Source organism: Legionella steelei (assembly GCF_001468005.1).
Taxonomy (GTDB): domain Bacteria; phylum Pseudomonadota; class Gammaproteobacteria; order Legionellales; family Legionellaceae; genus Legionella; species Legionella steelei.
Window position 1 is genome coordinate 417,437 of the sequence record NZ_LNYY01000019.1, and the last position, 20,777, is coordinate 438,213.

The following is a 20,777-nucleotide window of genomic DNA, read 5'->3' on the forward strand; positions in this document are numbered from 1 at the left end:
GTGCAACATTCATTTACGCGAGCATATACGTGTCTAGCACATATCCTGGATTGTTAACTTTTTGTAAAAATTGTTAAAGTGCAATAATGATATTCTTTATTACTGTTTAAAATAAATACTATTGTAATTTAAGGGCTCATGATCGAAGAGATCATTTCTATGAGCTGAAGTGGTGTTTTATGCTAGAACGACAGGAGTTAATGAAAGAAATGCTTAATAATGCAAATACTCCTGCATTATCGTTGTCTTGGTGTCAAAAAGGCACACGCAATGCTGTAGCTTATGGAAAGACTGACACCTCAGCACCAAGTACTGTTGATACAAATACTTTATTCCAAGCAGCATCTTTAAGTAAGCCGGTATCATCAGCTATTATTTTAGATTTGGTTCATCAAGGTCAATGGGACTTAGACACCCCTTTGGCACTTATTACTGAATATGGCCCCCCAGAGCTTACAAAAGATCCTCATTATCGAACGCTTACAACTCGTATGGTCATAGGACAATGTTCTGGACTAGCAAACTTTGGCCAACCTGGTGATGATGGAACAAAGTTTATCGAAATACCTAATACTCGATTTACCTATTCAGGAGTTGCACTAGATTTTTTAAAAGAGGTTGTTGAGAAAAAAACGGGAAAAAAATGGGAAGAAATTGCCCAGGATTTTTTTAAAAGAGCTGGTATGAAGAGCTCTACCTTTCAGAGGCAGTTGCCAGATGACTATCTGAATGGTATTCGTCGAGATGTTGCCAAAGCGCACGAAGTGGGTCCATCTCCTGATGATCATTTCACTCCTTTACCACCATTACCAGACAATACACCTGGGATTCCTGCAGGATCTATGCTTACCACCGCCGAGGACTACATCTCCTTTCTGCAGTATTGCTTTAAAAATGATTATCTTAAATCAACACTACTGACAGGCGCTCTATCAGAACTACCCCAAACAACCTCCCCTGAAACCACACAAATTCAATGGGGTTTGGGAATGGGAGTTTATAGTAGCAGAGATCTAGAAAAGACTATTGCATTTCATTGGGGAAATAATAAAGGCTCTGTTGCATTTTGTGCGATGGATATGACGACCGGTGATTGTGCTGCAAGCTTTTCAAACTCAATGAACGGACCGTCTGTGTTTCAGCAGGTAGCAGAATCTATTGTTGGTGATATAAAACCATTATTTCAATGGTTATCTACTTATTGTTGTTTTAAAGATGTAAACGAACCCAAAGCACCAGCCGCCATTGCAGAGACAGTTCACTCAATTCACGCATTAACCGATATAAGTTCTGTGGCGCATGGCATAGAAATAACAAATCACTTCAAACAAGGAGTGAAACAATTACAGAACGGTGATCTCACTTCCACTATTTCTTCCGATGATGGCAAAACTTTTATAATGTAATGAGTGATGTTTGTATATAGCAAACGTAGATCGGGTCAATTTTTTCGGGTACGCATAGGCGGCACACATATGTTCGCGTTAGTATGGCGTGATAAATTGCCAACAGCCTAATAAACATTGAAACTTTGTCGAATTACATTGACCGAGATTTTTCCATTCTTATCTTTGGTTCTTTTCAACACGGTATATACGGTAAAATTTAGATTATCGCTCTTTGCGTTGGCTACACTGAGGAAGTAACTACTCTCTAGAGTTATTTGATCACTAGCTATATCAAGTTTTTTGAGTAATTCTGAGATTTTTGCTAAGTCTTTAATTCCCTCTTCTTTTCTTACCTTGATTAGTTCATTAAGCTGAGTTTCCTTCATGCCGCTACCTAGTGATTTGAGTACTTTGATGGGGGCTGTATTAATATTAATTGGCGTGGCTTCAGGTAAGGCAGTAATTAACGGCTCTAGTGCTAAATAAAGTGGCGCATTCACGTCTTTGACTAGACGCAATTCAGACTTACTGCTCATGAGCTGATGACTGGGATAATAGGGAGGTTTTTGATTCGTGTAATAGGATAAATAGTTATCTTTACCTCGTGCGAGATCATAAGTGGAGATCCAATCATTAATTGCTAATGCTAACTTTACTTTTTCTGATTCAGCATTTTGTGGCATGGCAGCGCTGATAAGATTTGTAAAACCTAGCATCGATTTTCTATTTCCTAAGTTATTCACATTATATTGGGCCTGTAAATCATAAAGCGCACCTTTCAATGCAACAGTGTTGTAAAAGTTTTCCATAGTAGGCGGATAAATGCTGACAATTCCCTGAGGTGTCGCTTTATTAAATTTATTCTTTTTATCTGCTAATTGGCCCATAGCCCAAAAAGTAACCGCTTGTGAAGCAAGATAGAGCCTATCGTGAGTGACTATCAGTCTTGTACGGTAAATGTCTAATTGCACCTTGGTACTCATTGCGGTGGCGACAATTGCAACTAGAGTCATAATAAACAGCGCGGTGAGGAGGGCACTACCTTTTATTTTAGTTCGTAGCATAAAGCGCACCTGGTAGAATAAAAAGTAAAGTGATTTCGCCCTGGTCTTGCAAAGTCATATTTACCTGTATGGCTTTGGGAAAGGGCTCTTTACTTTGGTTTGAGCCTACAGCTTGTTCTCTCCATTCAGGCAGTATCTGTAAATTTTGATTTAAATAACCGAAATGACAATGAGTAAGGCGAGTCAACAAAGACTTATCTTCATAAATATTTTGATTGATTCTATCAAGCGTGCTCCAGGTTCTGCGAATTAAAGCGCCTTGCTGACAGACATAAGCAACCCGCTTTAGTGTACTACGCTTTTCGATGTTACCAGGGTTTACATCCCCATCACGAGTGAACTCTACGTAGCTTGTTTGCCCTATAAACGCAGATAACAAGCGCATATCATTGCTACGAATAGGACGCTCCACTGTTTGGCTTGTATCTTGTTGAATGAGACTTATCGCAAGTTGCAACTCATTTAAACGTTCACTTTGCTCATTGACTCGGGTGCGTGTTGTAAATGCATTATACAAAACGGAAGAAGTAATTGTTGCCAAAATGGCAAACACAGCAAGCGCGATTAAAATTTCAATGAGAGTAAAACCATGAAGCACTGCTGAATTGATATTCTTTTTCATGATACATACCGGAACGCTTGTAGTTCTTCTCTAAACTGACTTGATTTTTCTTTGCTCACTGATATCACTATTTTTTGAATATTTTTTTGTGGCGTCGAACTTACTTTGGCTCGCCAGTACCAGTGTTCTCCCAACATGGTTGTATCCTGAGTTGTTTCTTGGCTTTGATTAATCTGTAATAAATTGAGCTGAATCATCGCCACACCTTGCATAGCTACCCAATGGCTCACTGTCTTTTCTTTAACGCGACGAGTTGTTTCTACATTTTGTGATATTGCTTTAAGCAGGGCAGTTAATGCAATTGCTATTATAGAAAGTGCTAATAATACCTCTATTAAAGTGAACCCTGACTTATTTGATTGTGTACTCATTTAGTGCGTACCAAATTAAGTTGTAACTCGCCATTACGTTTGCCAATCAATGAGCCTAAATTTTCCTGCTTGATTCCAAAATTCAAAGTGAAAGGGGTCATATCACCACTTGCAGAGATAATAATGGCAGGAGTGCCTATCGAAGTGGCGTTATTGGTTTTCAAAGTAATATGTGTGCCTTGGGGAAAATAAGTCATTTTAAACACCCCTTTTTCGGAAATGGGTTTCCATTGAGCATTATTATTGAGTTGTAAAACCTGATAACTGACATTATCAATTCGCAAACCAAGTGTACCGGTTTCTAAAATGGCCTGCTGTTGTGCTAGACGCAGTGTATTGGCTAATTGTTCCGCAGAAAACAAGACACGTCGACTTTCACCAAAATCACCAAAAGCAATCAAGGCAAAACCAAAGGTGATGCCTATAATCACTAAAACAATCAAGATTTCAATTAGGGTAAAACCTTGATTCGATTTCTTCGGGGCTGTTGCTACCGTGGAGCGCTGCATGGAGCATAGACGCTCACGTACTTGTGTATACACATTGGCCTTGCGCGCTGTTTTTACTTGCACTTCTTTCTCGGTAGCTTCTTGCTGAAGAAATCTATTTTTTCTCATCCCAGTTACCAATTTCGGCATTAATACCCGTACCTCCAGGTTGTCCTTCAGCACCGTAGGTGAATATATCAACATCACCATGTTGACCAGGATTTAAATATAAGTAGTCTCGGCCCCATGGGTCTTTGGGGAGTGACTTAAGATATTGTTTCCAATTATTTGGCGTTGGATTTGACGTGGGTTTTTCAACAAGTGCCATTAAGCCCTGATCAGTAGATGGATAATTACCATTATCAAGCTTATATAAATCCAGAGCATTTTGTATCGCAAGTACGTCTTGCTTGGCTTTTACTTTTCGCGCTTCATCTGGGCGTCCCATAATTTTAGGTACAACTATAGAAGCTAGGATACCTAATATAACAACAACAACCATGATTTCAATTAATGAGAAACCTTTTTGTCTATTCATTTTTACTCCAATTAAACGTAGACTGAATTAAACTTCGAAAAAGCCGTTAAAGCTTTAGCGTGCTCGCCATTGTTTCAACTATTTTCCTAAGTTAAATGATGAGAAACCCGATACTTAACAGGCTACACGTTTTTAACTTTAAGTAATTAATTGTTCCATTGAGAAAATAGGTAATAATGTCGCGAGTACAATAAACAGGACAACCGCTCCCATTATCAAAATCACCAAAGGTTCCAATAATGTTAATGAGGTGTCAATTAACCGCTTAACTTCATTATCCAGATGTACGGCTGCACGCTCCATCATATTGGATAACTGGCCACTTTTCTCACCACTGGCAATTAAATGGATTGCCATAGGACTAATATAACCTGTTTCTTTTAAGGCTTCACTAATCCCACATCCTTCCCTAACTTTAATTGTAGCAGTATCGAACGCCTGCCGCATCACGACATTAGTTACTAGACTTGCTGCAACACGCATGGTTTCTAGAACGCTCACACCCGCTGCGAAAAGTATACCAAAAGTATGTATGTAACGCGAAATATTAACTGTTTTTACTAAGTATGAAACGATAGGTAATTTCAATAATAGGCGATGCCAAAGAGTTTTAATTTTTTCATTGGCAAGGCTTTTCTTAAAGCCAATACATATCAGGATAATGCCAATTAAAGCATATAGGCCATAATTTTTAATGAAATGGCTTATATTAATTAGTATTAGCGTCATTTCAGGAAGGGTTTGTCCTCCGCTGGTGAAAACCTCGATGATTTTAGGAACTACAAAACTCAGCAAAAAACAAATAATAGCAATTGAAACGAGGATCATAATAAGCGGATAAATCAAGGCTTGCTGGACTTTTTGCCGTGTTTGCTGTTGATTTTCAGTGTAATCAGCTAATTTTTCTAAAACTACATCGAGGTGTCCAGTTTGTTCACCTGAGCCTACCGTGGACCGATATAATTCTGGGAATGCATGTGGAAATTGTGCCATAGCTTGTGCTAATCCATAGCCTTCAAGTACTTTTGCGCGAACACCGATAATCAGTTCCCTTACTTTATCTTTTTCTGTTTGCTCACTAACCCCGCGTAACGACTCCTCAACAGGGATGCCAGCGGCAAGCAAGGTAGCTAATTGACGAGTGAATAGCGCAAGGTCAGCTGCAGAAATTTTACCTTTGGCTTGGCTACCTGAACGTTGCTGGGCTAACGCACGAATTTGGGTAGGAATAAGTCCTTGATCACGCAAAAGTTGGCGCGCGTGACGTTCAGAGTCTGCTTCCAATACACCTTTAGTTGCGTTACCGCTTTTTTGAATGGCCTGATATTGATAAGCACCCATAATTTTTATGGTTTATGTTAAAACATAGAGTTTAATCTATTGGGTTTAATAAGTCACTTAAGGTACACTATATACCCAGACTATCCTGGAGAGCAATAATGAGCAAAAATACAGTACTTGAGGCGATTAAGGAACATGATGCCAAATTAATTGATCTGCGATTTACAGATATTCGCGGAAAAGAACAGCATATCACCATTCCAGTTTCATCTGTGGATGACGATTTTGTGGAAAATGGGAAAATGATTGATGGATCATCTTTTGAAGGATGGCAGAAAATACATCAGTCTGATTTGGCTTTAATGCCTGATCTGGAAACAATTAAGCTTGATCCTTTTTTTCAAGACAATACGTTATTTATTCGATGTAATGTAGTTGACCCAAAAACCATGATGGGATACGAACGTTGTCCCAGATCGCTTGCTTTGCGAGCTGAAGCTTATTTGCAATCTACTGGTATTGCAGATACTTGTCTTTTTGGACCTGAGCCAGAGTTTTTTGTTTTTGATAGCGTACAATGGGAAACAACCATCGGTGGCGCTTTTTATAAAATCGACTCAGAAGAGGCTCAATGGTATTCAGGAAAAGCGTTAGAAGGGGGCAATATCGGCCATCGCCCAGCAATAAAAGGTGGTTATTTCCCTGTTCCTCCAGTAGATTCCTCGCATGATCTGCGTTCTGCAATGAGCTTAACTCTTGAATCATTGGGCATGGTAGTCGAAGCACACCATCATGAAGTTGCTACGGCAAACCAATGTGAAATTGCTACTCGATTTAATACGTTGACAAAGAAAGCAGATGAACTGCTTATTTTAAAATATGTAGTGCATAACGTAGCCCATAATTATGGAAAAACAGCTACCTTTATGCCTAAGCCTTTAGTTGGTGATAATGGAAGTGGGATGCATTGCCATCAATCATTAGTTAAAGATGGGGTGAATCTGTTTTCTGGTGATCAATATGCTGGTCTTTCAGAAACAGCACTTTATTATATTGGTGGAATTATCAAGCATGCTCGTGCTTTAAACGCATTTACTAACCCATCAACTAACAGTTACAAACGCTTAGTACCAGGTTTTGAGGCTCCAGTTCTACTGGCTTATTCAGCAAGAAATCGTTCTGCTGCGATTCGTATTCCTCATGTGAACAATCCTAAAGCGCGTCGTATTGAAGTACGTTTCCCTGATCCTACAGCAAACCCATACTTAGCATTTGCTGCTATGATGATGGCAGGATTGGATGGAATCCAACGAAAAATTCATCCAGGCCATGCAATGGATAAAGATCTCTATGATTTACCTCCAGAAGAACTTGTTGATGTACCCACAGTATGTGCTTCTTTGGAACAATCTATGGAAAATCTGGCAATGGATTATGATTTCTTGTTACAAGGTGATGTGTTTACCCAAGATTTCATTAATAACTACATTAGTATGAAGCAAAAGGAAATTAGTAAAATCAGAAGCCTGACTCATCCATACGAGTTTGAGCTTTATTACAGCCTTTAGGGATAAACGGTGATGAATAAATTTTTTGTTTTTCTATCATTGACGATGGTGATTTGCGCATCTTATGCGCAAATTTACAGATGGACGGACAGCCAAGGAAATGTTCATTTCAGCGATACCCCACATCCGGGAGCTGAAGTAATAACGATTCCTGATGCACAAAGTTTTTCATCACCAACCCCTTCAACTGCACCAACAGAACCAGAACATGGGGAGCATGCAGTAAAGTTAAAACATACTTATACTAAATTAGCGATTGCCCAGCCTCAAACAAGTACAACAATTCGTAATAATCAAGGGTTTGTTGCAGTGACTGTAGAAGTAGAACCTGATTTATTCCCAGGGGATAAGTTGCAATTAATATACGATAACGGTGCCCTTGGCGAGCCGCAAAGAAATCCTGTGTTTGAAGTAAACGGTATGTATCGAGGAACTCATACATTAGCAGTACAAATTTTGGATGCAGATGGAAATGTGATTGAAACAAGCGATCCTATAACTATTTATGTTTTTAGACCACGAGTAGGCATGGTTCCTGGTGGAGGAGCACGTTAGGTCTGTAAATAGGCTCTAAGTTTCTAGGGAAAAATAAATTATGCTAATTCTATTATCGCCAGCTAAAAAATTATTAAATACTTCTAAACCGTATACTGAAACTACATCGCAACCTATATTTTTGGATAAAACAAATACTCTTGCTCAATTGATGAAAACAAAATCAGTGACAGAGATAGCTGCTCTGATGGATTTGTCTAAGGATTTAGCTGAATTAAATTATCATCGTTATCAATCTTTTGATTTGGATAAAAAAGTATTGCCACACTCATATCCTGCTTTATTTTTATTTCAGGGAGATGTGTATCAGGGTTTAAACGCGGCAAGCTGGGAACAAAAGACTGTGGCATATTCACAAAATCACCTGCGAATATTATCTGGGCTCTATGGTTTATTGAAACCTCTTGACAGCATTCAGCCTTATAGACTTGAAATGGGGGTACGCTTAGAGAATCCTTCTGGCAAAAATCTATATGATTTTTGGCAAGAAGCAGTGACTCATGCACTGAATCAACAATTGGCTATGCAAAATAATCCTGTGTTGATTAATCTTGCCTCCACGGAATATTTTAAAGCAGTTGATGAAAAAAAATTGAATTATCCAATTGTTACGATTAATTTTTATGAAAAGAAGAATGAGCAACTGAAAATGATTGGCATTCATGCTAAAAAAGCTCGCGGAACAATGGCAAAATTTCTTATGCAAAATCAATTTGATGATTTGACCCAGCTTAAGCAATTTAATGAATTGGGCTATAAGTTTCATAAATCAACTTCAACTGAGCAACATCTTGATTTTGTCAGGGATGCTCATTAATTATTATTTCACATGTAGCTTGGTGTCGCGCAGCGTTTAGTAAATATGATTTCCTGGTTTCGCTACGCTGCACCCAGGCTACATGTATCATTTATTTTATTCTTATGTGGAATTTATCCAGTCGAGTACATCACTTAAATCATTTTCCTGCTCAGGAGGTGAATTGTTATGTTAAGCGTGATGATGAGTTAGGATGTGGTATTAGTGGGTCAAAATTGCGTAAATATGCCAGTCTTTTCCCTTTTTTAATAAAGCAGGGAATACAGCACTTAATTATTATTGCAGGACCACAATCTAATAATTTACTCGCCGCACTACAGTTGGCCAGAGAGTTTAAGCTAAATGTTACTGTTTTTCTAATTCAGCCCTGGAAATTAGAGCTACAGGGGAACTATAAATTAAGTCGTTTATTTCTCGATGAACGGGAGATTGTGTGGGTTAATCGTGATCAATGGCCACAGGTTAATGAATTGGCATATAACTACTTACACGCACTAAAAGAACCTGGATTTGTTTTAGAGGAAGGCGCAAGTGTTCTAGAAGCAATGAGCGGAGCATTGACCCTCGCTGATGATATTATTTTGAATGAGCACTCTTTAGATTTAAAATTCCAACATATTTTTATGGACGCAGGCACTGGGTTTTCAGCTACAGCTCTGATTAATGGATTGAACCGATTAAATCATTTAGCACAAGTTCATGTACTGCTGCTTGCTGATAACGAATCAATTTTTAGAAATAAATTAGAACAATGGATTGGATTTATCCCTCAAAATTTTCTTTGCTTTTACCCTACTACAGCAAAAGCTTTTGGTTCTGTAAATCAAACCATTAAAAATGAAGTCAAACGCATGGCGCGAGAGGAGGGTATTTTGGCTGATCCCATCTATGCAGCAAAGCTATTTTATGAATCAAGAAAATGCATTGAAAGCCAGAAATTAAAAGGCAATGTCTTAATTATTCACTCCGGCGGTACTTTAACGATGCCTGGGTTTAATTACATAGAGAACAAATGATAATTTCATTCTATTTCCCCCTTGAAATTTATTAAATCAAACCCTATATGTAGAACATCATCATAAAATGTGTAACTAGGAGATCAGGTAAATGTCGAGTAAGCAACAAACTATGGGCTTTCAAACAGAAGTAAAGCAAATGTTGCATTTGGTAGTGCATTCGCTTTATAGCAACAAGGAAATATTTTTACGAGAGCTGGTATCTAATGCTTCGGATGCATTAGATAAATTAAGATTTTTGGCTTTATCAAACAGTACACTTTATGAAAATGATTCTGATTTAAAAATTACTATTGATGTGAATGAAAAGTTAAAAACAATCACCATTAAAGATAATGGCATTGGTTTAAGTTGGGATGAAGCGGTTGAAAACTTAGGAACAATTGCAAAATCAGGCACTAGGGAATTTATGAGCCATTTAACAGGTGAAAGTGCAAAAGATTCACAGTTAATAGGGCAATTTGGTGTAGGTTTTTATTCAGCATTCATCGTTGCAGATAAAGTCACTGTAAAAAGTCGACGCGCAGGCATGAAACCTGAAGAGGGAATCGTTTGGGAATCTAATGGTGAAGGCGAATTTACCATTGCCTCTGAAAATAAAACAACACGCGGTACGGAAATTACCTTACATATCAAAGACGATTGTGATGAGTTTCTTAGTGATTGGCGTTTACGAAGTATTATCAGCAAATATTCAGATCATATTTGCTGGCCTATCATGATGAAGAAAGTTGCTGAAGATGATAAAGAGTCAAACGAATATGAAACGGTAAATAAAGCGACTGCTTTATGGACGATGCAAAAATCAGATATTACCGATGAAGAGTATAAACAACTCTATAAACACATTTCACATGACTTTCAGGAGCCTCTCATCTGGTCTCATAACCATGTTGAAGGTAAGAATGATTATGTTTCTTTACTTTATATTCCTGCTCATGCTCCGTTTGATATGTGGCAAAATGAAATGAAGCATGGTTTAAAACTTTATGTGAAACGTGTTTTTATTATGGATGATGCCACCCAATTTTTACCTCGTTATTTACGTTTTGTAAAAGGTATTGTTGATGCGAGTGATTTACCACTTAATGTGTCACGAGAAATTTTACAAGACAACAAACAAGTAGAAAGCATTCGCTCTGCATGTACAAAACGTGTTTTATCAATGCTTGAAAAAATGAGTACACAGGATAAAGAAACGTATCAAAAGTTTTGGAATGAATTTGGATTGGTTTTAAAAGAAGGCCCCATCGAGGATTTTACTAATAAAGAAGCCATTGCCAAATTACTTCGTTTTGCTACGACTGCGACTAATTCAGAGAAGCAAGAAGTTACATTAGATGAGTACATCAGTCGCATGAAAGAAGGGCAAGATAAGATTTATTACATTACGGCTTCCAGTTACAATGCTGCAAAAAATAGCCCTCATTTGGAAATTTTTAGGAAAAAAGGAATAGAAGTATTATTGCTGAGTGATAAGATCGACGAGTGGTTGGTTGGTTATTTAAGTGAATATGCTGAAAAGAAACTACAGTCTATTTCCAAGGGAAAAGTTGAATTAGATGATGATTCTTCAGAGCAAATTAAAGAACAAGAAAAAACACTCGAGCCTTTATTGAAGCATATTAAGAAGGTTTTAGATTTGCGAGTTAAAGAGGTGCTGGTGACAAATAGGCTAACTGATTCGCCTGCATGTATTGTTGCGGATGAGCAAGATATGGGCTTAGAAATGCAACGCATCCTACAAGCTGCTGGCCAACAAGTACCTGTGAGCAAACCTGTGTTTGAAATTAATCCTGAACATGCCTTAATTAAACGTTTGGATGATATTCAAGATGATGATTTATTTGAATTATGGGTCACTATGCTATTCGAACAAGCTGTTTTAGCTGAAGGCGGACAATTAGATAATCCTGCCGATTTTGTAAATCGAATCAATAAGTTATTGGTTTCATCTGCAGTGTAACAACAATTCTTCGCAGCCTGGGTTAGGTGTAACCGTAACCCGGGAGAGAAGCCATTCATTTATTAAAATCCCGGATTACGCTGTGCTAATCCGGGCCATAAATGAATCCGAGGCACAACCAACTAAAAAGTAAGTGCTTCTTTTTTATCTTCATCTTCCTCTTCCTCTGCCTCCATAAATGGAGCTGATGGTTGAGTTGACGTTTGAAATGTATCTTGAGACGTTTGCTCAATAAAGAGTTGCTGTTGGCTGGGTTTTGTAATGGTTACAAGTTTTGCCGTATTAAGTTGGAGTTCGGCCAGTTGGTGTAATTCATTGATGCGTATATCAAGTGTACTGAGATTACGTTCAGCGTCACTTATTTCATTGCTTATTGCAGGAATTGTTTCTTTTTCAAGTGAAATTATGTTGCTGCTTTGTCGCTCAATTGTGGCGAGATTATCTTTTATTGTTGTTTGGTTTTTACTTAATTGATTGCTGTCCATATTGCTCTTGATTGTATAAACCAATGCCGCAATGAAAAGACTCAACGTGATAACACCAAGCACAGCAGCAGGGGCTAAAAGTAGGGAAACAATCAATCCTCCTTCAATAACTATCCCTGTTACGGCAGCCCCACTAGTAAAAATAAGAAAAAGTAGTCCTATTTGTAAAAGGCTATTTCTATAGCCATGTTGCACTTCAATGGTTAGTGCTAATTGTTTATTTTGTTCTTCTAATGTTACATTTTGTAATGCGAGTTGTGGGTTTGTTCTTTTAAATTGAACAACAATATTTTCTTTTTGACGCTTTTCCCCAATTAATTTTTCTTTCTTAAGCTCCGCTGCATTATGCTCAAGTATTACCTTTTGTTCTTCTGCTTTAGTTGAAAGATGCTTGCGGATCAAACTAATAATTTGTTTAAGCGAAGAGTTTTCTTGGTAAGAGAGAGGTGTCACTGATTGTAAATAAATTTCAAGTCGGTCCAGATAAGTTTGATAACTGCTTTCAAGTGCTGTCTGCATTAATTGCTGTTGTTTTTTTTGCAGTTCCTTATGTTTTCCTGAAATGGCTTCATTCAATAAATGGAGATTGCTCTGCGAAAGTTGCAATAAATCTGGATCATTAGTTAAACGAGCTCTAGCTCTTGTTTCTCGCTCCAAAGCTCGGTGTTTTCTTTGTGCTATTTTTTCAAGTAGTAATTTTAGTTGAGTTTCATATTCATTATGTTTTTTATGCCCTGTTGAGGAGCTACTTTGGAGTGACTCCAGTTTCGCCTCAAGTTTTCTTTTTAGCACCGCGAGGTCTGATTCTTGGTGGCCATGATGCGATTTTTCTTGATGAGTATGAGTTGTTTTTAAATGCTGAGCAGACTCAGAATGAGCGTGAGTTGTTTTAGCATGCTGTTCAGTGTGTTCTGAATGTTCATGAACTGTTTTGGCATGCTGATCAATGGGATCGGGATGAGCATGAGTTGTTTTGGCACTCTGCTCGGGATGAGTATGGGTTCCTTGGGAGTGTGTATTTTGATGTTGATTTGATTCCTCATCAATTTTCTTACGGGCTTTTTCTTGCAGTGCAATGCGCGTTTTAATTTCTTCAATTTGAAGACCGAGCTCCCACATCTCTCGATCAACGATTCTAATTTTTTCTTGAGTGGAACTTAGATCAAATAATAACTGCTTCGATGTTGCTGAGTCGTTTTGCTCTTCTATTAGATCATCTTTTTCTTCGTTCAAGTCATGCTGTAGTTGTTTTTTACACGCATCTAATGTTAATTGTAACGAAGCCTCTGGTTGTTCCATTTTAAGGCGCAGCTCAAGTCGTCTTTCAACATTGTTGGTTACAGAAGAAATCGGGGACATGAGAATACATGAATCGCGTAGTTCAGAGTAATTAGCATGGCCAATGAATGAATCTGTAAGTTGCTCGACCAAATCTTTAATATTCAGTTTTGATAGTGACATGCTCGATTATCCTTATAAAAAAATGAAACTGATTCTGGAAAAACATACATTCCAGAATCAGTTTAGGGGAGGGATATTCGATGACTAAGCGTATGGAAGTACCAATACGGTTGTTCCTACATCAATGAAATTCTCATTCAGCCATTTTGCTGCACCGGGTAAAACACGGATACAACCATGACTGCTGTTGTATTTAGGAACTTCATAAGCCGCATGAATTGCATAACCATCATGGAAATGCATGCAATATGGCATTTTTGCGCCACCAACTACATGTCCATCTCGAGCAATAGGATATTCATTGGATTTACAGTCAGCACCTTTTTTATTGAACACATGGTAGGTTCCTGTAACTGTTCTACATGATTCATGAATATCATCACAGTAATTCATCCCACCCGATGCGCTGCCAGTCATAACTCTGTTTCCTTGCGCATCATAAGCGGCCCATGCATTAGCCTTAGGGTCAAAAACGAAGAGCTTTTTCCCATGTACATCACGCTTTGTAGAGAAAGCTTTACGCCCTCGTTTATCATCTTTATAAGGGGTTGTGTAATGTAAATTACCCGCATCATCTGTAATAACATCAGGTTTATCGGTCACGCAGGAGGTTAATAGTAAGCTGATTAGAGGGCTTAGATATATTATTTTTTTCATTAAAAATCCTTAAAAACTGTTCATAGACAGCAAAAAAAAGGCTCGAATCTCGAGCCTTTTTAACAGAACTATGGCCTGTAAACAGGTCCTAGTTTCCGAATTAAAATTTATTATTCATCAGTTAGACGAAAATATTTAGTTCCAAAATATCTTTGGAGTTTCTTACGGATGGTGCCACGGCTAATACCCAGCATCTTAGCAGCTTGTAGTTGATTGCCACGACGTTTTTCCATAACTGCTTGCAGTAATGGTGGCTCAACTTCAGATAATATCATGTCGTAAAGGTCATCAATGTTTTTGGTCTTGTTTTCAGCAAGAAAACGAGTAACTAAATTGTAGACTAAATCTTGGAGACCTTGGTCTTGCTTAGTCATGCTTAGAGTAGTATCAGGTGTTTCAATGACAGTCATCTTAACTTCCTTATTATTAATTAAATCACACATTCCAATTGCTAACATTTAAAATGAAAGCAAAATTAATTGTACATGAAGGATAATTGATATTCTATATTTTTAAGAGAAAACTATGCATTATTTTCGAGCAATTCATTCACCACAAGACCAAATAATGAGCGATCAGATTTTTCTGAGGACAATGATTTTTTTACCTTGGATAATTTAGAAATCATCTTTTGAGGTTGTTCTGGATCATTATAAAAACGATCAATATATCGAGTTAATTCATAGGCATTGCAATCGTATTGTAAAAATTCAGGAACAATCATACTGTTCGCTAAAAGATTGCACAGACCAAAAAATTTTACTTTGATGAACTGCATTGCTAGGGCGTAGGAAATAAGTGACGATTTATAAATAATACACATAGGCTTTTCTAATAAAGCACACTCAAGAGAGGCGGTTCCGGATGCAACAATGATAAAATCTGCGGCGGCCATGCAGTTTATTGCCTTACCTTGTACAAAGCTGATAGGCAAATTTGTATTAGAAAAATAATGTTTAATTGTTTCTGGATTAATTGTATCTGCAACGGGAATTACAAAATGCAGGTTAGGGTAGCGTTGTTGCAAAATTTGCGCCGTATCACGCAGTATTGGCATATGATATTTAATTTCGTTAGTACGACTTCCTGGAAGCAGTGCAAAAATATTGGCGTCCTGAGGAAGTCCCAGTGCTGTACGTTGAGATTGACTATCGTCTACCGATATTATTTTTTCTACTAAAGGATGGCCAACGAAGTTTACTGGAACTTGAGCCTTTTCGTATATCGTTTTCTCAAAAGGCAGGATAACTGCCATTTGGTCCACACATTTTTTTATAATATGAATGCGATTTGCTTTCCAAGCCCAAATTTGAGGGCTTATATAATAAAGAATTTTGATACCTAATTTTTGTTTTGCATATTTAGCCAGCCTCAAATTAAAGCCTGGGTAATCTACTAAAATAAGCAAATCTGGTTTTTGTTGCTTTAAATGTTTTTTGATGGCAGTAAATGCTTTACGAATTACATTAAGGTGGCGAATAACCGCTGTAAGTCCTGTAACTCCAAAACGCGCCAGATCAGAAATGATTTGGGCTCCGGCCTTTTGCATATGGTGACCACCAATTCCACTAATCTCTATATCGGGATAGGTAGATTTTAATTGCCTAATTAAAACTGATGCATGAACATCACCTGATTCTTCACCCGCAATAATGACAACGCGTTTAGATTTTTGCATGACGTTCCATCAAATTATTCTGAATAAGCGCAGTAATTTTCTCTGCGGTTTCGAGCGCAAGACGACCATCTTCACCAGTAACCAATGGTATGCTGTTTTCTTCAATACATTGGAGGAATGACTTTATTTCTTCAAACAAAGCATCGCCTTTTTCAAATTCTTTTTCATCACGAGCGATATCAGGAATACCAGGAAATAATTCGCCATTTCCTTTTTTAAATACAGCAAATTTTTTGTTTTGATAATCGATTGAAAGATATGAATTAGGCTGAAATATCCTTGTTTTGCGTTCTGTTTTAAAGCTTACTCGACTTGCTGTAATATTGGCAACACACTGATTGGCAAATGTAATATGGGCATTGGCAATATCGATAGCATTAGTAATGACTGGCGTCCCGTGGGCATGAATTGATGCAATAGGACTTTTTACTATATTTTGTACTAAATCGATGTCATGAATCATAATGTCAAGAATCACGTTAACATCTGCACCTCGTGGGTTAAATGGAGCTAAGCGTTCTGATTGAATAAATAAAGGTGTATCTAAATATTCATCTAAAGCCAAACGCGCAGAGTTAAAGCGTTCAAGATGACCTACTTGCAATTTCACATGGTTTTTCTTGGCAAGACGAATTAATTCTTCGGCTTGCTCTATGGTTTCAGTAATTGGTTTTTCAATTAACACATGTATGCCATGTTCTAAGCATGCTTTGGCGATATCAAAATGCTTATTAGTCGTTGCGGCAATGCTTACTGCATCAACATTACCAAATAAGTCTCGATAATCATTATAGCCTGGTACCTGTAATTCTTGTGATACGGCCTTTAATGCTTGCTGATTTAGGTCGCAAACCCCAACTAACTCGGCATTTGGAAGGAGTTTATATTTTTGTGCATGAAATCTACCCAAATAACCTACACCAATTACTGCGCAACGAATTTTACTCATTAATGTCTATATGCTAATTATTTGTGCGAATGATCGCATTTCCTGGATGATAAATCAATTTTAAAAGAGTATTATTAGTCAACATTAAAGCCATGGCTATACTGAATTTAAAGAACGAGAAGAATATTATGCTTATAGCTGGAGTAGATGAAGTAGGACGTGGTCCTTTGGCAGGTGCAGTGGTTACCGCAGCAGTTATTTTAAAAGAACCTATTGATGGTCTTGCAGACTCAAAAAAATTAAGTGCGAAAAAGCGTGAATTGTTATCTGCTCAAATAAAAGAGCAAGCTATAGCTTATGCATTTGGTAGAGCAGAAGTAGATGAAATTGATACCCTCAATATTCATCATGCTACTTTGTTGGCGATGCAACGCGCAGTTGAAGCGTTACCAATTCAGCCAGATCAAGTTTTGGTTGATGGCATACATCTCCCGAAGTTAAGTATTCCTTGTAGGGCAATTGTGCAAGGTGATAATTTGATTCCTGAAATTAGTGCTGCCTCTATTCTTGCAAAAGTATTTAGGGATGCAGAAATGGCTGAGCTTGATGCGATTTATCCTGGATATGGATTTGCGGCACATAAAGGATATGCGACCGTAGCGCATCAGGAAGCTTTAAACCGACTCGGCCCGTGCATTATTCATCGTCGAAGTTTTGAGCCAATTGCAGCATTGCTTTAGGTTCCTGTCGAACTCAATAACCGTAGGCTGGGCTTCTAAGCCCAGCATGTAACAAGGTCAATGTATGAACATTATCGATAAGTTACTTGTTAATTGAGATAACAGTGATGGACATTATGAGGCGCTCAGCAAATGCTGGGCTTAACAACCCAGCCTACTACAGGGTTTCGCTGCTGCGCCAGGCTATCTTAATTCAGGCGATTAAATAAAATCTTATGTGAACTAATGGACATTAAGATCCCGAAACTCGCCAAAAAGGTAACCATTGCTGTACCGCCATAACTGACTAGAGGCAAGGGAATACCAACAACAGGAATAATTCCCATAACCATGCCAATATTAACAAATCCGGACATAAAGAATGACATGGCAAGACTTGCGGCTAAGAGACGAGTATAAGTAGTCTGTGCGTGTGACGCGATGTTTAGACTTCTTAGTGAAATTAAAACAATCAGTGCGATAATAGCGAATCCACCTGCGAATCCAAATTCTTCACTTGTTACTGCAAAGATAAAATCTGTAGCATGTTCTGGTAAAAAGTTAAGATGAGATTGGCTTCCTTGCAACCAGCCTTTTCCTGCAAGACCTCCTGAACCGATGGCGATTTTGGACTGAATAATATGATATCCAGCTCCTAATGGATCTTGTTCAGGGTCAAGCAGTGTATAAACACGTTGTTTTTGATAATCATGCATGACATGCCAAACTACGGGGATTGTCGCACCGACTAAGAGCATGAGTAATAAAATAATCTTAAAACGAATTCCAGCTAAAAATACGACGCATACACCAGCAGCAGCGACCATAATTGCGGTCCCCAAATCGGGTTGCTTGGCAATAAGCAGGGCAGGGACACAGATAATGAGCCCCGCGACAGCAAGTGATTTAAAACTACTGGGCCGTGCTTGTCGATCAAAATACCAAGCAGCCATCATAGGAACGGCCAATTTCATGATTTCGGAAGGTTGAAAGCGAAACAAACCCAGTTCAAGCCAGCGTTGCGCTCCCTTACCAATTTTTCCCATAAGCATCACCGCGATTAATAAGGTTAGTCCTACACTATAGATCCATGGAGTCCATATTTTATATTTATGAGGCGGAATAAAGCCAAGCACAATCATGATGAGCGATGCAAAAATAAGTCTCATTGATTGTCGTAAAATCATGCCTGCATTGGCATTGGAGGCGCTGTATAATATTAAAAGGCCAAAAGCACCTAGTACAAGCAATAATCCCAATAAGGGAAAGTCTAGATGAAGTGATTTTGCGGTAAAACGATAAACGGGTTTACTGTGTCTTCTGTTCATGAGTTTTCATCGGATAAAGTTGGTAGTAAGTATCGAGTACTTTGCGTGCGACTGTGGAAGCAGCAACATCATTCTCAACAACAACTGCAAGTGCAATTTCAGGCTCTTCGACTGGAGTAAATGCGATAAACAGTGAGTTATCGCGCAATGCTTCAGGAATGTCCTCATATTTTGCTTTTTCATATTGTCTACCGCTAAATACTTGTGCGGTACCGGTTTTTCCTGCAACTGGATAAGGGGGATTACGTCCAAAGCGATATCCCGTACCTTCATTGCTGATTAATACATTATGCATTGCATCGGCAACAATATCCCAATTTGCTTCATCTTTAAGATAAATGGGATACTCTTCAACAGGCTTATACTGTTTGGTTTCACCACTATCGCTGTTTACAGTTTTTGTTAATAAATGAGGTCTAAATCGTTGTCCATGCTGACTTAAAGATGCTGTTGCATTAGCCATTTGTAACGGTGTAGCCAACATAAAACCCTGACCTATAGAAGAGATTAAGGTATCGCCAGGATACCAGGGTACACCTTTAGTCTGTTTTTTCCACCGCAAGCTGGGCACAATACCTGAGGCTTCCTCATAAAGATCAATATGACTTAAATGACCTAAGCCAAATTTGACGAGCATGTCTTCAATATTTGAAATACCCATTTTATTGCCGAGTTGATAAAAATAGGTATCACAAGACACAGTGATCGCACGTTTAAAATTGATCATTCCATGGCCTGTTTTTTTCCAATCTCTATAAATGTGGCTGGCAGTAGGGAGTTTATATCGGCCTGGATCATAAATGGTTGTTGCTGTTGTGACAAAGCCTTTATCCAATCCTGCTAATCCCACAAACGGTTTAATTGTTGAAGCGGGCGGGTATACACCTCGTACTGCTCGATTAAACAAAGGCCTTTGTAATGTATTGGAGAGTTTTTTATAATCTTTAGAGCTGACACCGCCTACAAAAATATTAGGATCAAAACTTGGAGAGCTTACCATTGCTAAAACTTCTCCATTCTTAGAGTTAATCAGGACAACCGCTCCACGTTTGTCTTTTAGCGCTTCATAAGCTGCTTGCTGCAGTCTAGCATCAATACTTAGGTAGAGTTTTTCTCCTGAGCGCGGATTAATTTTATCAACGACTCTTAGTGTTCGCCCACTGACATCAGTTTCCACCATTTGGTATCCAACTTTGCCATGGAGTACATCTTCATAATATTTTTCTATGCCGGCTTTACCAATAAAGTTTGTAGCACGATAATTGGTTGGATCGACTGCTTTTAATTCTTCAATATTAATCCGGCCGACATAACCTAAAACATGGGCGGTTATCTCTCCTAAAGGATAATGACGCATCAGGCGCGCTTTAATACTGACGCCAGGAAAATGATATTGATTGATAGCAAAAAGGGCTACTTCTTCTTGAGTTAATTTCAATTTAATTGGTATGGGTACAAAAGATCGGTTTTGTTTTCGAATTCGTTTGAAATTTTTTATATCTTCATCGGAGATTGAGGGAATGAGTTTTTGTAATTCGATTAATGTTTGATCGATGTTTTTAACATGCTCAGGAATAATTTCCAGAACATAAACAGGAATATTTTCTGCAAGTAATACTCCATTCCTATCAAGAATTACTCCTCTAGGTGGCGCGATGGGAATAATACTCATCTGGTTTTTTAAAGACAATGTCTGATATTTTTTGAATTCAGATATTTGTAGAAATGCGAGTCTTAAAACAAGAATTAAGGATAAAATAATAAGGAACGCAACCAACAAGTTAATTCTAAAAAGTTGGTGCTGAGATTCTGACCGGTAATTTTTAAAAGATTTATTTAGACTCATTGACGCACAGTCAGTTAAGCTGGACCCAAAAACACGGAAT

Annotated in this window: 20 protein-coding genes; 7 read left to right on the forward strand and 13 right to left on the reverse strand. The window is 38.1% G+C overall.

What is annotated here, in order from left to right; genetic code table 11:
- Nucleotides 1-179: 179 nt before the first annotated feature.
- Nucleotides 180-1,406 carry a serine hydrolase domain-containing protein gene (locus Lste_RS06020; RefSeq protein ID WP_083503918.1) on the forward strand — a complete coding sequence of 409 codons (1,227 nt, stop codon included), beginning with the start codon at nucleotides 180-182 and terminating at the stop codon, nucleotides 1,404-1,406.
- A gap of 107 nt (nucleotides 1,407-1,513) precedes the next feature.
- Here the strand turns inward: Lste_RS06020 and gspK are convergent, their stop codons facing one another.
- From gspK to lspF, 6 genes are all read right to left on the reverse strand, one after another.
- The gene (gene gspK, locus Lste_RS06025; protein WP_058510155.1) at nucleotides 1,514-2,452 is read right to left on the reverse strand and encodes a type II secretion system minor pseudopilin GspK; all 939 of its coding nucleotides are present in this window, start codon (nucleotides 2,450-2,452) and stop codon (nucleotides 1,514-1,516) included.
- Entirely contained in the window at nucleotides 2,439-3,074 is a 636-nt protein-coding gene (gene lspJ / locus Lste_RS06030; RefSeq protein WP_058510156.1) for a GspJ family T2SS minor pseudopilin variant LspJ, read from the reverse strand. The genes gspK and lspJ overlap by 14 nt, the downstream gene beginning before the upstream one ends.
- A complete protein-coding gene (lspI, locus tag Lste_RS06035) occupies nucleotides 3,071-3,445 on the reverse strand; it encodes a GspI family T2SS minor pseudopilin variant LspI (protein WP_058510157.1) in 375 nt (124 codons plus the stop codon). The genes lspJ and lspI overlap by 4 nt, the downstream gene beginning before the upstream one ends.
- Nucleotides 3,442-4,062: a type II secretion system minor pseudopilin GspH gene (gspH, locus tag Lste_RS06040; protein WP_272947115.1), complete on the reverse strand. Its 621-nt coding sequence runs from the start codon at nucleotides 4,060-4,062 to the stop codon at nucleotides 3,442-3,444. Before gspH ends, lspI begins: the two co-directional genes overlap by 4 nt.
- Entirely contained in the window at nucleotides 4,049-4,471 is a 423-nt protein-coding gene (lspG, locus tag Lste_RS06045; RefSeq protein WP_058510158.1) for a GspG family T2SS major pseudopilin variant LspG, read from the reverse strand. Before lspG ends, gspH begins: the two co-directional genes overlap by 14 nt.
- A 138-nt stretch (nucleotides 4,472-4,609) precedes the next feature.
- Nucleotides 4,610-5,812 carry a GspF family T2SS innner membrane protein variant LspF gene (gene lspF / locus Lste_RS06050; RefSeq protein ID WP_058510159.1) on the reverse strand — a complete coding sequence of 401 codons (1,203 nt, stop codon included), beginning with the start codon at nucleotides 5,810-5,812 and terminating at the stop codon, nucleotides 4,610-4,612.
- A 98-nt stretch (nucleotides 5,813-5,910) separates the two neighbouring features.
- On the opposite strand from lspF, the gene glnA reads away from it, so the two are divergent.
- The 5 genes from glnA (at nucleotide 5,911) to htpG (ending at nucleotide 11,674) form a co-directional block, all read left to right on the forward strand.
- Nucleotides 5,911-7,320 carry a type I glutamate--ammonia ligase gene (gene glnA, locus Lste_RS06055; protein ID WP_058510160.1) on the forward strand — a complete coding sequence of 470 codons (1,410 nt, stop codon included), beginning with the start codon at nucleotides 5,911-5,913 and terminating at the stop codon, nucleotides 7,318-7,320.
- Nucleotides 7,321-7,332: 12 nt separating this feature from the next.
- Nucleotides 7,333-7,875 (forward strand): DUF4124 domain-containing protein, encoded by a 543-nt coding sequence (locus tag Lste_RS06060; protein ID WP_058510161.1) that lies wholly within the window; start codon nucleotides 7,333-7,335, stop codon nucleotides 7,873-7,875.
- 40 nt (nucleotides 7,876-7,915) lie between these two features.
- Nucleotides 7,916-8,692 carry a peroxide stress protein YaaA gene (gene yaaA, locus Lste_RS06065; RefSeq protein WP_058510162.1) on the forward strand — a complete coding sequence of 259 codons (777 nt, stop codon included), beginning with the start codon at nucleotides 7,916-7,918 and terminating at the stop codon, nucleotides 8,690-8,692.
- Between the two features lie 104 nt (nucleotides 8,693-8,796).
- Nucleotides 8,797-9,708, forward strand: coding sequence for a hypothetical protein (locus tag Lste_RS06070; RefSeq protein WP_058510163.1), 912 nt, complete (start codon nucleotides 8,797-8,799; stop codon nucleotides 9,706-9,708).
- Nucleotides 9,709-9,799: 91 nt separating this feature from the next.
- Nucleotides 9,800-11,674 carry a molecular chaperone HtpG gene (gene htpG, locus Lste_RS06075; protein WP_058510164.1) on the forward strand — a complete coding sequence of 625 codons (1,875 nt, stop codon included), beginning with the start codon at nucleotides 9,800-9,802 and terminating at the stop codon, nucleotides 11,672-11,674.
- Nucleotides 11,675-11,796: 122 nt separating this feature from the next.
- Here the strand turns inward: htpG and Lste_RS06080 are convergent, their stop codons facing one another.
- From Lste_RS06080 to Lste_RS06100, 5 genes are all read right to left on the reverse strand, one after another.
- Entirely contained in the window at nucleotides 11,797-13,620 is a 1,824-nt protein-coding gene (locus tag Lste_RS06080) for a hypothetical protein (RefSeq protein WP_058510165.1), read from the reverse strand.
- Nucleotides 13,621-13,704: 84 nt separating this feature from the next.
- Entirely contained in the window at nucleotides 13,705-14,277 is a 573-nt protein-coding gene (locus Lste_RS06085) for a L,D-transpeptidase (RefSeq protein ID WP_058510166.1), read from the reverse strand.
- A gap of 110 nt (nucleotides 14,278-14,387) precedes the next feature.
- Nucleotides 14,388-14,687 (reverse strand): helix-turn-helix domain-containing protein, encoded by a 300-nt coding sequence (locus Lste_RS06090; RefSeq protein WP_028380363.1) that lies wholly within the window; start codon nucleotides 14,685-14,687, stop codon nucleotides 14,388-14,390.
- A 113-nt stretch (nucleotides 14,688-14,800) separates the two neighbouring features.
- The gene (lpxB, locus tag Lste_RS06095; protein ID WP_058510167.1) at nucleotides 14,801-15,955 is read right to left on the reverse strand and encodes a lipid-A-disaccharide synthase; all 1,155 of its coding nucleotides are present in this window, start codon (nucleotides 15,953-15,955) and stop codon (nucleotides 14,801-14,803) included.
- Complete coding sequence (locus tag Lste_RS06100; RefSeq protein WP_058510168.1) at nucleotides 15,942-16,904, reverse strand: Gfo/Idh/MocA family protein; 963 nt, start codon at nucleotides 16,902-16,904, stop codon at nucleotides 15,942-15,944. The genes lpxB and Lste_RS06100 overlap by 14 nt, the downstream gene beginning before the upstream one ends.
- Before the next feature lie 128 nt (nucleotides 16,905-17,032).
- Between Lste_RS06100 and rnhB the strand changes: the two genes are divergently transcribed.
- Nucleotides 17,033-17,584 (forward strand): ribonuclease HII, encoded by a 552-nt coding sequence (rnhB, locus tag Lste_RS06105; protein WP_058510169.1) that lies wholly within the window; start codon nucleotides 17,033-17,035, stop codon nucleotides 17,582-17,584.
- A gap of 188 nt (nucleotides 17,585-17,772) precedes the next feature.
- Here the strand turns inward: rnhB and rodA are convergent, their stop codons facing one another.
- Nucleotides 17,773-18,891 carry a rod shape-determining protein RodA gene (rodA, locus tag Lste_RS06110; protein ID WP_058510170.1) on the reverse strand — a complete coding sequence of 373 codons (1,119 nt, stop codon included), beginning with the start codon at nucleotides 18,889-18,891 and terminating at the stop codon, nucleotides 17,773-17,775.
- Nucleotides 18,872-20,737, reverse strand: a complete 1,866-nt coding sequence (gene mrdA, locus Lste_RS06115; RefSeq protein ID WP_058510171.1) for a penicillin-binding protein 2 — start codon at nucleotides 20,735-20,737, stop codon at nucleotides 18,872-18,874. The genes rodA and mrdA overlap by 20 nt, the downstream gene beginning before the upstream one ends.
- Nucleotides 20,738-20,777 lie beyond the last annotated feature (40 nt).

Bases quoted from the DNA above. Each gene is read 5' to 3' on its own strand.
- lspJ (WP_058510156.1), bottom strand. From the start codon at position 3,074: ATGAAAAAGAATATCAATTCAGCAGTGCTTCATGGTTTTACTCTCATT.
- gspK (WP_058510155.1), bottom strand. From the start codon at position 2,452: ATGCTACGAACTAAAATAAAAGGTAGTGCCCTCCTCACCGCGCTGTTT.
- yaaA (WP_058510162.1), top strand. From the start codon at position 7,916: ATGCTAATTCTATTATCGCCAGCTAAAAAATTATTAAATACTTCTAAA.
- Lste_RS06080 (WP_058510165.1), bottom strand. From the start codon at position 13,620: ATGTCACTATCAAAACTGAATATTAAAGATTTGGTCGAGCAACTTACA.
- Lste_RS06020 (WP_083503918.1), top strand. From the start codon at position 180: ATGCTAGAACGACAGGAGTTAATGAAAGAAATGCTTAATAATGCAAAT.
- lpxB (WP_058510167.1), bottom strand. From the start codon at position 15,955: ATGCAAAAATCTAAACGCGTTGTCATTATTGCGGGTGAAGAATCAGGT.
- glnA (WP_058510160.1), top strand. From the start codon at position 5,911: ATGAGCAAAAATACAGTACTTGAGGCGATTAAGGAACATGATGCCAAA.
- lspG (WP_058510158.1), bottom strand. From the start codon at position 4,471: ATGAATAGACAAAAAGGTTTCTCATTAATTGAAATCATGGTTGTTGTT.
- htpG (WP_058510164.1), top strand. From the start codon at position 9,800: ATGTCGAGTAAGCAACAAACTATGGGCTTTCAAACAGAAGTAAAGCAA.
- lspI (WP_058510157.1), bottom strand. From the start codon at position 3,445: ATGAGTACACAATCAAATAAGTCAGGGTTCACTTTAATAGAGGTATTA.
- gspH (WP_272947115.1), bottom strand. From the start codon at position 4,062: ATGAGAAAAAATAGATTTCTTCAGCAAGAAGCTACCGAGAAAGAAGTG.
- rnhB (WP_058510169.1), top strand. From the start codon at position 17,033: ATGCTTATAGCTGGAGTAGATGAAGTAGGACGTGGTCCTTTGGCAGGT.
- mrdA (WP_058510171.1), bottom strand. From the start codon at position 20,737: ATGAGTCTAAATAAATCTTTTAAAAATTACCGGTCAGAATCTCAGCAC.
- Lste_RS06060 (WP_058510161.1), top strand. From the start codon at position 7,333: ATGAATAAATTTTTTGTTTTTCTATCATTGACGATGGTGATTTGCGCA.
- Lste_RS06090 (WP_028380363.1), bottom strand. From the start codon at position 14,687: ATGACTGTCATTGAAACACCTGATACTACTCTAAGCATGACTAAGCAA.
- Lste_RS06070 (WP_058510163.1), top strand. From the start codon at position 8,797: ATGTGGAATTTATCCAGTCGAGTACATCACTTAAATCATTTTCCTGCT.
- rodA (WP_058510170.1), bottom strand. From the start codon at position 18,891: ATGAACAGAAGACACAGTAAACCCGTTTATCGTTTTACCGCAAAATCA.
- Lste_RS06085 (WP_058510166.1), bottom strand. From the start codon at position 14,277: ATGAAAAAAATAATATATCTAAGCCCTCTAATCAGCTTACTATTAACC.
- lspF (WP_058510159.1), bottom strand. From the start codon at position 5,812: ATGGGTGCTTATCAATATCAGGCCATTCAAAAAAGCGGTAACGCAACT.
- Lste_RS06100 (WP_058510168.1), bottom strand. From the start codon at position 16,904: ATGAGTAAAATTCGTTGCGCAGTAATTGGTGTAGGTTATTTGGGTAGA.